The sequence below is a fragment of the Paenibacillus sp. BK720 genome, from assembly GCF_011761545.1.
Classification (GTDB): Bacteria; Bacillota; Bacilli; order Paenibacillales; family Paenibacillaceae; genus Pristimantibacillus.
Genome location: NZ_JAASRQ010000003.1, coordinates 410,753 through 424,610, shown reverse-complemented (window position 1 = coordinate 424,610; position 13,858 = coordinate 410,753). Strand labels below are relative to the sequence as shown.

Here is a 13,858-nt window from a genome sequence, read left to right as displayed (position 1 = left end):
TACGTTTTAATAGGAATCGGACTTTATGAATTCGCGCGGAAGATCGTCGCTTCAAGCACCTCAAGCGCCTCGGAAATCCGGGCTAAATCCGCCTCCGGCACATGCTCGATTTGCTGCAGGAACAGCTGTCTCATATGACCGAAGGCCATTCCCATTTTTTCTTTGCCAAGCGCGGACAGCCGGATGTACTGCTTCCTCCGGTCCTCGGGGTCCTCGACCTTCTCGCAAAGCCCCTTCTCCGTCAGCTTGCGAATCTCCCGGCTCGTATTCGGCATCGAGATGCCTTTGCATTCGCTGATTTCGCTTAATGTAATCGGCTGTTTCACCGTCAGAAACTCCAATATCTCATACTGCAGGGGTGTGATATCGTCCATCGGCATTCCCTTCGTCATGTCGTAATGCAATTGGTGGGAAGCTGCGATATGGGACACCATCTGCCGGAATATTTTATCCTTGGAATCCATGCTGGACCATCTCCTTAAATCCGGGCTGAAGACAATAATTTGTTATCAAATAACAATTATCTATTGACAACTATTTTCAAAGCGTGTTAACTTCTTATCAAATGATAACAAAGAAGGTGTCCGATGAAAACCCTTATTATTTACACGCATCCGAATCCTAACAGCCTCAGCCATTCCTTCCTGCAGAAAACGATCCAAGGCCTGCAGGAAAACGCGCATATCGAAGAGATACAGGTGCTTGACCTGTATGCCGAATCCTTCGACCCGCTGCTCGTCTTTAACGAGACTAAACGAAGACGGGATATGCATGCCGATCCGGAGCTCGACAAACACCGCAAACAGCTGCTCTGGGCCGAGAAAATCGTGTTTGTCTATCCGATCTGGTGGGGACGGCCGCCGGCGATGCTGCTTGGCTACATTGACCGGATGTTCGCTTCCAACTTCGCTTACCGCGACAATGGAAAGCTCCTTCCCGAAGGCCTCTTAAAGGGCAAATCGGTCGTATGCATATCCACCATGAAAGGTCCGGCCCTTTATCCGCTGTTCTGGCTGAACAATGCCCATAAGGTGCTTATGCGCAAAGCCCTCTTCAGCTATGTCGGCATCAAGAAAGTGAAATTCTTCGAATTTGGCGGCATGGAGAAGAAGCAGGGCAAGCAAGAGCAGAAGCTCGAGCGAATCTATCGTTATTTCAAAACCGTTGCGCAGTAGCGCTACAAAATCGTCGTTGCGTAGCTGCCCAGGACATGAACGTCATGACCAAAGGTTTCGATAATTTTAATCGCTTTATCCATCCGCTGCTCATTGCCTCCGGCTTCCGTCTCGATGAGGAACCTGTATTCGCCGAGCTTTCGCCCGGTTGGCCGCGACTCGATCCAAGACAAGTTGATCGCAAGAGCGGAAAACACGTTTAGAATCGAAGACAATACGCCCGGATACTCCTCGTTCGGAGTAATCAGCATCATCGTTTTCTTTTGCCCCGTATCCTCGGAAGGCTTCTTGCTCACCACGATAAAACGGGTATGATTCGCCGAATGGTCCTGCACGCCGCTCTCCAGAATCTGCAGGCCGTACTTCTCGGCAACCGACGCCGAGCCGATCGCGGCCGTTCCGGCATCGCCGGATTCCTTGACCGACAAGGCCGCATGGGCCGTGCTGTCCGCATACTCAAGCTTCAAAGCATGCTCCTTAATGAACTGGCGGCATTGATTAATGGCAGGCATGATGGATCTTACCGTATGGATACCGCTCATCGTGCTGCCGGGATTTCCGATCAAATGGAGCGATACCTTAAAGACGACATCCGCCTCAATTCTGAGGTTATAGAGCAGCAGACCGTCGATGGTCATATGAATATTGCCCGCAATCGAGTTTTCAATCGGCACCATGCATTTGTCTACTTCATCCCGGCTGACCGCCTCCAGCACGTCCGGAATCGAGCTCAGCATCACCCACTGCGTATCCGTTCCTTCGAAAAACTTCAAGGCCGCCTCTTCGGAAAAGGTGCCGTTAGGTCCTAAATAAGCCACTTTGTTCATGTTTCAAGCTCCTTTAATCGTTCTCATATCTATCTTCATATTAATAGAAAAACAGGCAGCATGCGAATTCGCGCATCTGCCTGTTCCGGTTCTTGCCGTTATACGTCGTACTCCAATTCCTTGCGGGCCCGTGTAATCCACTCCAGTGGAGTTGGCGTTTCTTCCCGGTTGTATTCGTAAGCGCCCATCTTAAGGTTAAGCTCGAAGCGGTTGCTGGTCGACCTCTCCGATTCGTTAATCTCCGCCAGCCTGCTGCGAAGCCGATTCATGACGATATCCGCCCCGTCCCGGTCCGTGAAGAGCAGAAGGCCCCAGGTCGGATTCTCCTGGCTCAGCATGTAGAGCGAATCATTCGCCCGAATGCTGGTCTGGCTGATCGCCGTAATGTTATAGACGGCAGCGTTCAGCTGCTCCTCGCCAATCATCCGCCTCAGCTCGTTCCAGTACTTTACGTTCAGGACAAGCAGCGTCAGCGGAATTTTATACCGGTCGGACAACGCCATAAATACCGTCGTGTCCTTCTGGAAGGAGAGCATGTTTTTCAGGTTGGTGCTCTCATCCATCGTGGCGAGCGAAGCATTCTTCTTCTGCAGCGCTTCATTCTCCTCTTGCAGCTGCTTGCTTGCCAGCGTGAACATCCAGGTAATCGCGGTGAGTACCGGCGTCATGATCAGCCAGAAATAGCTTTGGCTGGTCACCACGCCCCCTTGCACGACGGTCTGGTAGATGGTGAACGTACCGTATCCGAACACAAACGCGATATTCAAGATGAGACCGGTTGTGATCGTCGTAAAATAAGTGACAATCGCGATTAGAAACGCGACGTTCAGGAAAATGATGTTATGCAGATAAAGATTAGGATCACGCGCTGTAAACACGATGCAGATAAAGCACGCGATGAACAGCAGCAGAAAGCCGCCGTCCGACATCAAGCTTGTGTTACGCCTCATGATTCCTACCCCCTTCTCTTCTTCCGGTGCTTGCGGACAAGAAGCACAAGCGATACGAGCACAAGAGCAAGCACAAGCATAAACGCGATCATAAAGCTTACCACGTCGCCGCGTTCCAGCACTTGCGTTACGACGGCAGGCGCCTCGGATACCGCTTCCTTCTTGAAGCGGAAGGCATGCACCTCGCCGTCCTTGTCTACCATGGCCCCGTCTCCGAATATTTTGTACAGGCTGCCGGCATTCCCGACCAGCTTCGAAGCCAGATAGACGTATTCGGAGCTGCTGCCCGTAATAGCCAGGAAACCATGCCCCTTGCCGTATGGCGAGTCGATCAGCTGCAGCGTTCCGATTCGCTTGCCGTAGCCTTCTTCAATGCTTATCTTCTCATTGGACAAGAAGCCTTCGCCTTGCTTGTCATATTGGAAATAGAGCTTATCGTTATTCTCCCGGATGTACCGGTTATCCGCATAGGAACCAATCGCGATAATCTGCCGGTCCTTCAGCTCGCTGTCCTTGACATCGTCCTTGTAAAAACGGATTTCGCCCGTGTTGGAGGTAGCGAACTGCCCCATCAGATTAAACAGATTGGAGAGCGCCGCATACGTGTAGTTGTCTTGGGTTTGCGGCAGGACAACGGCTACCCGGTTGAAGCTGCCGTCCCGGAGGAACGGATAAGGATAGTTGTTGAACAGCATGTCCGTACGGTCCTTCGTGTTCAGCTGAAGCACGGAATCCTTGGAGACAAAGGCCCACGGCATCTGGTCCTGGTTGCCGGTGCATACCGCGTTCTTGATCTCCAGGTCAAACGCCGTGGTGATCGTGAAGTTGCCCGAGATCCCAAGGTTCTTCGGAATCGTCAGCTCGAGGTTGTCGCCGCCCGCAAGCTCCGCGGACAGCTTCTTGCTTCCGATCGGAACGTTGTTCACCAGAACCGTCACCATCGAACGGTCAAAGTCCAGGTTCGTCGCATAGCGGAAATCCAGACTCAGCTTGCTCGCTTCCGCAATGGAGCGGTTGCTCGGCAGCGTAATGAAGTAGCTTTTCTCCCGGTGCGACGGGCCCGTCAGCTTATCGCCGGAATCCGTCAGGGGATAATAACGGCTGATGCTTTGAGCCGGCGTATTCACCTCGGTCGACTCGTCCACCAGCTTCGACGATCCTTGCAATTGCTCCATCAAGGCCGGGTTGCCGATAAATCGTCCGGCTTTTTTCAGCATATCCGCATTATCGGAGGTCACGACCAGCAAGGAAGATTGATCGTTCTGGATCAGCTGAATCAATGCCTTATCCTGCAGCGCGGTTTCGCTCAGCTTCGAGCGAATGTCTGCGGGAAGATGCTGGGACAAGGCTACCAGAATACGAAGCGTTTTCCCCTGCAGGCTGCTCGTCTGGTACGGCAGGAGAGGAATCGGATGCGAGGAATCCTGGCTAACGCCCGTTAATCCGGATAATGCGTAGACGGCAGCTTCCGTCTCGTTCAGGTCGCCCTCCTCCGGCACAAAGACGCCGGCTTGTCCATCCTGAATGGTGTCGAGGCCCAGGAAATGGCGGTTGAAATCGCTGATGCTCGCGCCTACCGGCTTCGCCGAGTATTTCACGTCAACGCCCGAGCTGTCGAAAATTTGCAGCCAGCTGCCCTGATCCTGCGTAGGAACGCACATCTGATCCGAGTTGTTTCTCGTCTGAATAACGCCCTCAATGGTCAGCTCGTTAACGCCGCTCTTCAAATACTCAAGCGGGAGCCCGATTGAACGGGTGACCTTCTGATTCGTCTCGGTGCCGGGCTTTAACGTGTAGAATGGCTTGCCGTTCAGCTTAAGCGTAACAACCGATAAATCATTAAGGGTAAGCTGGGAAACTTTATAGTCCAGCCTGAACGTGGCGCTTTCCACGTTCCAGTAATCCGGCACCTGGAAAAACTGCTGCGCATACGCATTGGTGCCAAGAAGCGAGGTTTCCGACATCGGCGTCTCGTAAGTCTTCTGCACTCCCGGAGCAGCGGACAGCGTCCCCGCGCCAAGGACCAGCAGCGCTACAATCAGTGCGATAACCGTAAATCCGGCTTTTCTCATAAATTCACTTCCTTCCGGTCAGAACCGTTCTGTTTTATACCATTTGGCCTCGCGTTTAAAAATCACGTCCTTCAAATATTGGAACATGCCATTGGCGGCAACAAGCATCCACATCTGGCAGTAAGTAACGTACATAAGCAAAATAATGCCGAGATTCGAAGGGTGCATTTCGCCTTTTTCCGTGATCAGCGTGATAAACGTCCCTACCACGAACAAGGTAATGGCCAGTATCCATAAGTAGAAGCTTAGTCCCTCAATCGTGGTATGCACGTAACCGAGCGCATGCAGAATGAGCAGCGCGTCAGACGTTAAGAGCGAGGTGACAAGCAAGAAATAAATAGCCAGAAAATAAAGGATGTCGAAGCGGATTCGCCGCGCTTCCGGCCGGAAGAGCAGCGGGACGTTTTTGACGATCACGTAAATATTCCCCTTCGCCCAGCGCGTCCGCTGCTTGAACCACACCTTGAGCGTCTGGGGCTCCTGCTCCCAGGTAACCGACTTCGGCTGGAACTTGATCCGGTAACCCATCATGTAGATCCGGAAGCTGATCTCGGTATCCTCCGCGATGGCTTTCGTGTCCCAGCCACCAATCGCCTCAATGATATGGCGGCGCATGATGAAGTTCGTGCCCGGAATTGTGCACAGCTTGAACAGCTTCCACCTGCCCGCTTGCGCCATCCATTGGAACGACAGCGTCTCGATGTTAATAAACCGGGTAAGCAGGTTCTGGTCCCTGTTCCGCGTCCGGAATTTGCCGATCACCGCCCCAAGCTTGTCGTCATTGACGATTTCGGCTACCAGATAACGAAGCGCCGTCCGCTCCGGCGTATTATCCGCATCGTAGATGGCGATAAGCTCGCCTTTGCTTCGGGTGAAGCCGATGTTAAGCGCGTTGGACTTGCCTTTGCCTCCGGTAATGTTATCGGTATTGATGATAATCAGATTGCGCCCCTTATACTTCTCCTGCAGCTGACCCAGCAGCACGCTGCTGTTGTCCGAGGAATTATCGTTAATGACGATAATCTCGTAACGGTCATGCGGATAATCGAGGGCAAGCAGCGACTCTACCGTTTTGACAATAACCTTGCCTTCGTTGTGGGCCGGCACCATTATCGACACGAAAGGCTCTTCCCCCGGAGGAAGCTCGGGCGGCTTCTCGTTCTCCAGCTTTATATAGTAGAAGTAGCCGGCGATAATCAGCGCAATATTAACGAGCAGCAGAGACCAGATACAGAGCACGCAAATGACCATTAATATATCCGGTATCGTCATAGGCCACCTCCCGACTTGTAATATTTTTTCTTATAAAGCCGGTATCCGATCAAGAGGAACACGGCGAACAGCATCAAGGTTGTAACGATAAGGACAATGAGGATCCGGCTCTGCACCGAAAACAACCCATGAAACGTGACCTTTTGCTCCGGCCTCGTAACGACGGCAGCCTGCTCTTCCGGCTCCGCCTGCTCCTGCAGATCGGCCGGCTTGCCATCCAGCAGAAGGGCTCCGCTGCGCGACTCGGCCTTATGCGCGCTGCTGCTGAGGCTATGCGTCTCCGACTTGAAGTCCGCAAACGGCAGCCAGCTGCCGGCAGCCTCCCGCACGGCCTCCTCTTGACTGGCGTCGCTCCCGAACCAGTCAAAGGTCACGGCCAGATTTACGGGAAACGCCGGCCAGATCTTGTTCTCGCGGCTGATCCGGAGCAGCACCTTCGCAGGCATGGTATACGGGGATGCCGCAAAAGGCCGTACGGCCTCCGTTTGCCCGGCCGTTCCCCCTAATTCATTGGCGAACAGGATGGTCGTATCCGAGAACGCAAACCCCGCTTCCCGTCCTTCCTTCTCCTGTGCCCGCTTCACATCTCCCGTCATCCCGAGAGGGGCAATACCCGCATCGGCCAGATGATTCAGAAAGCCGTTCATCTGCGACTTCAGAATGGAAGGATCCTGCCCCGCCGAAGTTGGCGTCGGCACTTGCACAAGCACGCTGCCGTTGTAGGACTGGACGGTTTGCAGAGCAGCCAAATATCGCTGCATCGCCGGATAATCCGTATTCTGAAACAACGGGCTTACGCTTACGAGAAACGGAATTCCGGCATTATACAGCTGCTCCGATAGCGCCTCCAGCTTGTCCGGATCAATGAAAGGCGTGATGCCGCGAACAAGCAGATAGGATTGCGTCGGAGCCTCTACCCCAAGCCAAGCGCGAAGAACGGAAGCAACCGCCAATTCGCTCAGGTTGCCCGATTGGAAATACGGTACGTAAGCATAACCGCCCGCCGATACGGCAAATGGAGACTGAAGCGCTCCCTCCGAGAAGGTCATCTGTCCGTAAGTCTCGCCATTTCCTTCCGTTATGTAGGCAAGACGATTAACGTAGATATGCTCCTCGAACAGGCCGCCGTCCGACAGCTTTAAGGACTGCCTGCTCGCCATATCCGTCTTTAGAGCAAGCTTCCCGCGAACCATTTCGGGAGGGTTAGGCCCAATATGAAGCCACCCGCCCGCAAAAGACGTTATATCGCGCGTCATGGATCCGCATAAATCCTCCGTGTTGCATACGGTAATCAGCTTCGCATAATCTTCGGCCATTTCGGGCTTATAAGCATCCGAAGAGACTGTTTTCACCGTCGCGCCCAAGGAAAGCAGCAGCCGCTGCAAAGTCTCTATATTACCCGCCGCGGGAGTATCCACCCCCAGACTGTCATAGACGAGCAGCACCTTGGCCGCTTTGACCGAATCCTGCGCGGCCGCTGCCGGTACCGACGCCCGGAGCAGCACAGCCGCCGGCAGGGAAAGACAAAGCGCGATCAACAAATACAGTTTGATTCCTGCCAGCCATCTCATTGCCGTCCCTCCTGTAGCTGCGCGGAAGGCTCGGAGTCCTCCTCGCCTGCATTCCTCTTCGCGTTTGGTCCCCATAAGCGGCGGCAGACGCAGTCCGCAATAACCCAGAAGGTCACCAGATCAAACGCCGCCGCAAATAAAAATTCATGCTTGGCGAGGTCCGCGTCCCCGGCGCCGATAACCGAAACCGCCATTGCGCACAGTCCCGACAGCATCATCATGAGAATGACCGACAGCCGAAGCGTCCGTCGCAGCGTTCGCTCCTTCACGGCCCTGTAGAAGGATGTGCTGTACAGCCCTACAATGACAATCATCCATAAGACTACAAACCCGGAAGTCTTCGGTGCGGCCCATTCTTTCAAATAGCTATAGCCGGAGAAGGCTATCGTGCGCGCGCCAAACGGCTTGTCCGCCGATTTCTCGTAATTTCCGAGCTTGGTCCGGTTAGAGAAGGCATTGTGCGCTGCCGTCTCGAATATCCTTCCCGCCGCCTCGGGATGAGTCAAGTAATACCTGGCGATGGAAGGGAAGCCGTATTTGTCCAGAAACTGCGTCTGCATCTCTTCCGATTCGACTGGAATTGGAGAGAATTGGTCATAATAAATGGCGCCGGTAAGCACCGCGAACTGCCTGTCGATTCCGAAGAAATCGAGCGCCTCTTCCGGATTATCCGCGGTCATCAATACGCCTCTTGTCATCGCGTGGTACTTGTTGATGTTGACGAATTGCTCCGGAATAAGGACATACGTCCCCACCGCGGTCAGAATCAGGACAACCGCCTGCAGACCGGCGAGCGTACGGAAGAGCCTGTCCCGCCTCAGGAAGACAAACAGGACCGCCACCAGCGCGACAATGAGGCCGATGGGCGCATTCTGCTGCTTGCTTGTGGTGAGGATCATCGCGCTTGCCCCGAAGAGGAACAGCAGGAAATAATCGTTGTACTGCCGCTGGTACAGCAGCATCCCCGCGCTGAACAGGTACATCAGCATGATCAGCACGACGCTTTCGCTATAGAAAGAGTTAAAATACGCAAGGTATCCGATATCCCCGAATACGAAAATAGCCCCAAGCGCCAATCCGTAACCCGCACGGCGCGAAGCCTTCCAGGCGGCAGCCTTCACGAGCAGGTACACCGCACCGACATACAGCACGCCGTATAACGCCGCTTGAATCCGGATATCGAACTGCCGGTCATAACCAAACCACTCGCTGATCATAAGCGACAGACGGACGAATAGAGTCTGAGAGGAATACAGCAGGGCGCTGTTCTCGTTGTAGTATTGGAAAATTCCGAAATTTTTGACAAAATATCCGAGCGTCTGACCGGTATATTCGGGTGCGCTGAAGTACAACCCGTTGCTGTATAAGATCCGGTAATAGTCCCCGTTATCCGCCATTCCGATATAAGGCGGAATGAAAAGCTCGATCAGCAAAATAAGCGCAACGCCAAACGCAGCCAACGAGGCCGGAGATATGTACTTTTGCCATGCGATTATCGTTTGCGCGAGCTTCATGCGCTGCAGCTTATTCATGCCATGCCCCTTTCCTTACGCACTCTATGAAGTCTTAATAGGCATAAGCCAATAAAGCCGTCAAATTATCGAACGAATAGACGTCTTCCGTTGCCGGATTCCCAAAGCCTCCGGCAATCGGGCTTGCTGGATCCTCCACGCGGTATTGCTCCATGCGTTCCATGCTCTCCCGATATAGCGTTTGATCTCCCAATGTCGAGCCAATCATCGCGGCAATCGCGTAAGCGGCCGTAGATTGGATATCCGTCGCCGGCTTGCCGTCCCGGCTGTAACGTCCGTAAAGCGTTCCCGCTTCCACTGCCTGCTTGAGATACGTAATGCTAGCGGTACGCTCCCGATCCACTTCGGCGAGCGACAATACCGTCAGCAGCGACTCAATGGTATTGATTTCTCCTTCATGATCGCTATACTTGCCCGATTTGTAATCGTAACGGGTTTCGTAAAAAGGAAACCTATCAGATAAATACCCGCCCGAAACGATAGTAAGCAGCCCTTCTTCCAATGCCCGTTTATCCTTGGACGGAGCTTCAAGCAGCCGGATGGACCGGAAATCGGCGTAGCATAAGGTTAGGAAATCATTAGTTGTTCCGTAGGCCTCGTCATAGAAATCGTACAGCTTGCCCCCCTGGACATTGTGCTCATAGACGAGTCCTCCGTAACGGGCAGCCTCCCGCCCATAGTTACCGCCGCTGCCGAAAGCGGTCTCGGCCTCGTACAATGCGCGGATAATCCGCAGATCGTCAACGACGGCGTTAACGGTATATTTTTTATCGTGAAGAGGACTATAGCGATAGCTGAAGCCATAATCCGCTGCGAGGGTTTCTTTAGCACGCGACCATACGGCATCGAATGCTTCCTTCTGCCCGGTAAGCGCGTAATAACGCATGAGCAGGCCGGCCGACTCGCTTAGCGTCTCATGCCCGGTAGCGGTTTCCGCCGCTTCATCCGTCTCCTTGTAATTCGTATAGACGCCGGCTGCTCCCATGAGCTTCTGCCCGATGAATTGCTGCAATTCCCCCCGATGCGTTATAAGCTGAGGCGTATCGCCAAATTTCGAGGGCAGAGCCACGCTGTCTTTGCTATTTTCCTCCCCGCCGTCCCTGCTGCTGTACGCCCAATACGCGGCCAGCAGGATCACTAGCATAACGGCCGCAAAGCCCCATTGTTTATTCACCGTCTTCAACCCCGTATATATTAAATCTGTTACTCTATTCCCATTTTAAATATCATACCTTTTGCGTTATTCCCAAGACGAGTAGCAATTAAAGGAAGTTTAACAATTGCCGCCAAAAACGGACTTGATTCAAGCATAACCGATAAATGTTGCTAAAATATGAGAATTTTTGACTAAATTTTGAGCTTTGGCCGGGTTAAACGCTCTCATTTATTTCAGACCCGCGATCTATTTCAAATGATAGAACAACAAAGGAAAAAAGCGGAAACCGGCCCCGGCAAGGGGCTGATTTCCGCTTCTATACGGCTGCCGCATTTGAGAGAATCAGCCTCTGAAGATTCGGTCCAGATGACGGGAAACCATACGCTCCATCTCCACCGCGTCAATCCGCTCCGGAACCATTACCCGGTGCACAACCAGACCGTCCACAAGGGCATGCAGTAATTTCGTCTCCTCTCCGGGATCAATTCCGTCCTTGGCCAGATTAAGGCTAATCAACGTATCGAGCATTTGCCGAAAGCCGGCATACAACTCGTCATGCACTTCAAGACTTAGCTCGCGAATAGCAGGGTCGGAAATCGTCTTCCCGACGTAGGAAAGCCACAGCTCCGCTTCCGCCGTACGCTCTTCGTCCAATGGCAGCAGCTCTGCGATAACCATCTCCATATTGCGACGCATATCATCGGTATAGTCCAGCTTCCGGATGCGTTCATTCACCCGCTTCGACAGAAGCCGCATGGAGAAGGTCAGCAGCTCGGCTTGCGTATCGAAATAATGCCTCAGCGAACCAAGCGATATGCCCGCTTCCTCGGCTACGCGGCGTACGGAAAGCTTGTCCAAGCCCTCCCGGCGGATTACCTGCCAGGCTGCCTCCGCCAATTGCTCCTTGCGTATTTGATGATCGACAATTTTAGGCATGGCTCTATTATAATCCCCCGTCCTTTTTTAGCACAACTGTGTTATAATCTTAATAATACAATTGCGCTAAAAAAGGAGCGGATTCATACCTCTATGGTCGTCTCTGTCATTATCGGCTGTGAAATGGCGTTCTGGGTGTTCGTGCTTGCGGGTCTGGCATGCCGATACCTTCTGCGCCGCAAGAAGCTGGGCGCCATTCTGCTGGCCTGCACGCCGGTTGTGGATCTGGTCCTGCTCGCCGCCACCGCATACGACTTGCGTCAAGGCGGAGAAGCCAGCTTTGTTCATGGCCTCGCAGCCATTTATATCGGCGTTTCGATTGCATTCGGAAGCCGGATGATCCGCTGGGCGGATATCCGCTTTGCTCATCGGTTCGCCGGAGGTCCTCCCCCGGAACCTAAGGTTAAGCATGGCGCGGAACATGCGCGGAATGAGCGGACAGGATGGCTGCGTCACCTGCTTGCCTGGCTGATCGGCTGCGCTTTGCTGTACGGCATCATACTATGGATCGGCGACGAGACCCGGACGGCAAGTCTTCTGTCGGTCATTCAGAAGTGGTCCATTATCCTTGCCATCGATTTTCTGATGAGCTTCAGTTACACGTTATGGCCGCGCAAAGCAAAGAAAGAGCAAAGCGATTAAGCTATGCTCTTTCTTTGCTTTACTCTATCTTATCTCTGGCTCTGCAGAGCCCAGGCCTCCACATCCCATGTTTTCGTCGCCCAATCCTCATAGAAATCAGGCTCGTGGGAGACAAGAACGATAGTGCCCTTGTAGGCTTTCAGCGCACGCTTCAGTTCAGCCTTGGCAACGATGTCCAAATGGTTCGTTGGTTCATCGAACAAGATCCAGTTGCTCTCCCGCATCATCAGCTTGCACAAACGAACCTTCGCCTGCTCTCCCCCGCTGAGCTGATTAAGGGGGCGGGTAATATGCTCGTTCTTGAGCCCGCAGCGGGCAAGCGCTGCCCGAACCTCATGCTGGTTCATGGAAGAAAACTCATCCCATACATCCTCCAGCGGAGTCATTGTCGGCGCCTTCGCCTCCTGCTCGAAATAGGCAGGCGATAAATAATCGCCAAGGTAGGTCTTGCCCTCCAGCGGCGGAATAACGCCAAGAATCGATTTCAGAAGCGTGGATTTACCCACGCCGTTGCAGCCTACGATCGCAATCTTATCGCCGCGCTCAATGACCATATCCAGCTTGGGCAGGAGCGGTTTATTGTAGCCGATAACCATTCCCTGCGCTTCGAATACGGTCTTGCCGCTTGTTCTGGACTCCTTAAAACTGAAGCTGGGCTTCGCCGCTTCCTCCGGCTTGTCGATCCGGTCGATGCGGCCCAGCTGCTTCTCGCGGCTCTTCGCACGCCCGGACGTGGATGCGCGGGCTTTATTTTTCTGAATAAACTCTTCCTGCTTCTTAATATACTCCTGCTGCTTCGCGTAGGCGTCGATATGCTGCGCTTTGTTCAGCTCGGCCATCTCCAGAAACTTCTCGTAGTTGGCGGTGTATCGCGTCAGCCGCGTAAATTCAAGATGATAAATCACGTTAACGACCTGGTTCATAAAGCCGGTCTCGTGGGAAATAAGAACAAAGGCATAAGGGTAATTTTTCAAATAGTTCGTCAGCCAGTTAATATGCTCTTCGTCCAAATAGTTGGTAGGCTCATCAAGCAATAAGACGCCAGGCTTCTCGAGCAGCAGCTTGGCAAGCAGCACCTTCGTCCGCTGGCCGCCGCTAAGCGCCGTAACGTCACGGTCAAGGCCGATTGCGTTCAGACCCAGACCGTTAGCCATCTCATCGACCTTCACGTCGATCAAATAGAAATCCCCGATTTCGAGCTCCTCTTGAATTTCCCCCATGCGCGCCAGCAGCTGCTCCAGCGTATCCGGATCGGCTTCGCCCATCTGCGCGGCAATCTCGTTAAGCTCCTCCTCTAACACAAGCAGCGGCAGGAACGCGTCCTTAAGCACATCGCGGATTGTCTTTCCCGCCTCAAGCTTCGTATGCTGGTCCAGATAACCGTAACGAACGCGGGGCGTCCATTCCACCTTGCCTTCGTCCTTCAGCAGCTTGCCCGTCAAAATATTCATAAGCGTCGATTTCCCAGTGCCATTCGCGCCTACCAGGCCGATATGCTCTCCCTCAAGCAGCCGGAAATTCACGTCCTTAAATAATACGCGGTCGCCAAACGTATGCGATAACTGCTCCACCGTCAACAAACTCATTCTTCTTTATCTCCATTCATGTATGAACATATTTAATGATGACGCATTCTCTCGAATGAGTCGATTCATTGTACCACACATCCGCTCATCTAACTCCCGGCAGCAGCGGATAAAGCGAGGTTTCTTAGCCTCCAGAATC

General features: G+C 53.2%; 12 protein-coding genes. 2 read left to right on the top strand and 10 right to left on the bottom strand.

The window, feature by feature from the left end; translation table 11 throughout:
• Positions 1-23 precede the first annotated feature (23 nt).
• Entirely contained in the window at positions 24-464 is a 441-nt protein-coding gene (locus FHT67_RS13935; protein ID WP_132311034.1) for a MarR family winged helix-turn-helix transcriptional regulator, read from the bottom strand.
• Between the two features lie 123 nt (positions 465-587).
• Between FHT67_RS13935 and FHT67_RS13930 the strand changes: the two genes are divergently transcribed.
• Complete coding sequence (locus FHT67_RS13930; RefSeq protein ID WP_167199052.1) at positions 588-1,175, top strand: NAD(P)H-dependent oxidoreductase; 588 nt, start codon at positions 588-590, stop codon at positions 1,173-1,175.
• A gap of 2 nt (positions 1,176-1,177) precedes the next feature.
• On the opposite strand, the gene pheA is transcribed toward FHT67_RS13930, so the two are convergent.
• The 8 genes from pheA to FHT67_RS13890 form a co-directional block, all read right to left on the bottom strand.
• Positions 1,178-2,002 (bottom strand): prephenate dehydratase, encoded by an 825-nt coding sequence (pheA, locus tag FHT67_RS13925; protein ID WP_167199049.1) that lies wholly within the window; start codon positions 2,000-2,002, stop codon positions 1,178-1,180.
• Between the two features lie 98 nt (positions 2,003-2,100).
• Positions 2,101-2,952: a diguanylate cyclase domain-containing protein gene (locus FHT67_RS13920; protein WP_167199046.1), complete on the bottom strand. Its 852-nt coding sequence runs from the start codon at positions 2,950-2,952 to the stop codon at positions 2,101-2,103.
• 5 nt (positions 2,953-2,957) lie between these two features.
• Positions 2,958-5,024, bottom strand: a complete 2,067-nt coding sequence (locus FHT67_RS13915; RefSeq protein ID WP_167199043.1) for a cellulose biosynthesis cyclic di-GMP-binding regulatory protein BcsB — start codon at positions 5,022-5,024, stop codon at positions 2,958-2,960.
• Between the two features lie 18 nt (positions 5,025-5,042).
• Entirely contained in the window at positions 5,043-6,296 is a 1,254-nt protein-coding gene (locus FHT67_RS13910) for a glycosyltransferase family 2 protein (protein ID WP_167199040.1), read from the bottom strand.
• Positions 6,293-7,867 carry a hypothetical protein gene (locus tag FHT67_RS13905; protein WP_167199037.1) on the bottom strand — a complete coding sequence of 525 codons (1,575 nt, stop codon included), beginning with the start codon at positions 7,865-7,867 and terminating at the stop codon, positions 6,293-6,295. The genes FHT67_RS13910 and FHT67_RS13905 overlap by 4 nt, the downstream gene beginning before the upstream one ends.
• Positions 7,864-9,399 (bottom strand): glycan biosynthesis hexose transferase WsfD, encoded by a 1,536-nt coding sequence (gene wsfD / locus FHT67_RS13900; RefSeq protein WP_167199034.1) that lies wholly within the window; start codon positions 9,397-9,399, stop codon positions 7,864-7,866. Before wsfD ends, FHT67_RS13905 begins: the two co-directional genes overlap by 4 nt.
• A gap of 34 nt (positions 9,400-9,433) precedes the next feature.
• Positions 9,434-10,573 (bottom strand): hypothetical protein, encoded by a 1,140-nt coding sequence (locus FHT67_RS13895; RefSeq protein WP_167199031.1) that lies wholly within the window; start codon positions 10,571-10,573, stop codon positions 9,434-9,436.
• Between the two features lie 324 nt (positions 10,574-10,897).
• Entirely contained in the window at positions 10,898-11,491 is a 594-nt protein-coding gene (locus tag FHT67_RS13890; RefSeq protein ID WP_167199028.1) for a TetR/AcrR family transcriptional regulator, read from the bottom strand.
• A 93-nt stretch (positions 11,492-11,584) separates the two neighbouring features.
• Between FHT67_RS13890 and FHT67_RS13885 the strand changes: the two genes are divergently transcribed.
• A complete protein-coding gene (locus tag FHT67_RS13885) occupies positions 11,585-12,133 on the top strand; it encodes a hypothetical protein (protein ID WP_167199025.1) in 549 nt (182 codons plus the stop codon).
• Between the two features lie 29 nt (positions 12,134-12,162).
• Here FHT67_RS13885 and FHT67_RS13880 read toward each other — a convergent pair whose 3' ends face one another.
• Complete coding sequence (locus tag FHT67_RS13880; protein WP_132311056.1) at positions 12,163-13,719, bottom strand: ABC-F family ATP-binding cassette domain-containing protein; 1,557 nt, start codon at positions 13,717-13,719, stop codon at positions 12,163-12,165.
• Positions 13,720-13,858 lie beyond the last annotated feature (139 nt).

Excerpts from the sequence above, each read along its gene's own strand:
- FHT67_RS13935 (WP_132311034.1), bottom strand. The coding sequence starts at position 464 with ATGGATTCCAAGGATAAAATATTCCGGCAGATGGTGTCCCATATCGCA.
- FHT67_RS13930 (WP_167199052.1), top strand. The coding sequence starts at position 588 with ATGAAAACCCTTATTATTTACACGCATCCGAATCCTAACAGCCTCAGC.
- pheA (WP_167199049.1), bottom strand. The coding sequence starts at position 2,002 with ATGAACAAAGTGGCTTATTTAGGACCTAACGGCACCTTTTCCGAAGAG.
- FHT67_RS13920 (WP_167199046.1), bottom strand. The coding sequence starts at position 2,952 with ATGAGGCGTAACACAAGCTTGATGTCGGACGGCGGCTTTCTGCTGCTG.
- FHT67_RS13915 (WP_167199043.1), bottom strand. The coding sequence starts at position 5,024 with ATGAGAAAAGCCGGATTTACGGTTATCGCACTGATTGTAGCGCTGCTG.
- FHT67_RS13910 (WP_167199040.1), bottom strand. The coding sequence starts at position 6,296 with ATGACGATACCGGATATATTAATGGTCATTTGCGTGCTCTGTATCTGG.
- FHT67_RS13905 (WP_167199037.1), bottom strand. The coding sequence starts at position 7,867 with ATGAGATGGCTGGCAGGAATCAAACTGTATTTGTTGATCGCGCTTTGT.
- wsfD (WP_167199034.1), bottom strand. The coding sequence starts at position 9,399 with ATGAATAAGCTGCAGCGCATGAAGCTCGCGCAAACGATAATCGCATGG.
- FHT67_RS13890 (WP_167199028.1), bottom strand. The coding sequence starts at position 11,491 with ATGCCTAAAATTGTCGATCATCAAATACGCAAGGAGCAATTGGCGGAG.
- FHT67_RS13885 (WP_167199025.1), top strand. The coding sequence starts at position 11,585 with ATGGTCGTCTCTGTCATTATCGGCTGTGAAATGGCGTTCTGGGTGTTC.
- FHT67_RS13880 (WP_132311056.1), bottom strand. The coding sequence starts at position 13,719 with ATGAGTTTGTTGACGGTGGAGCAGTTATCGCATACGTTTGGCGACCGC.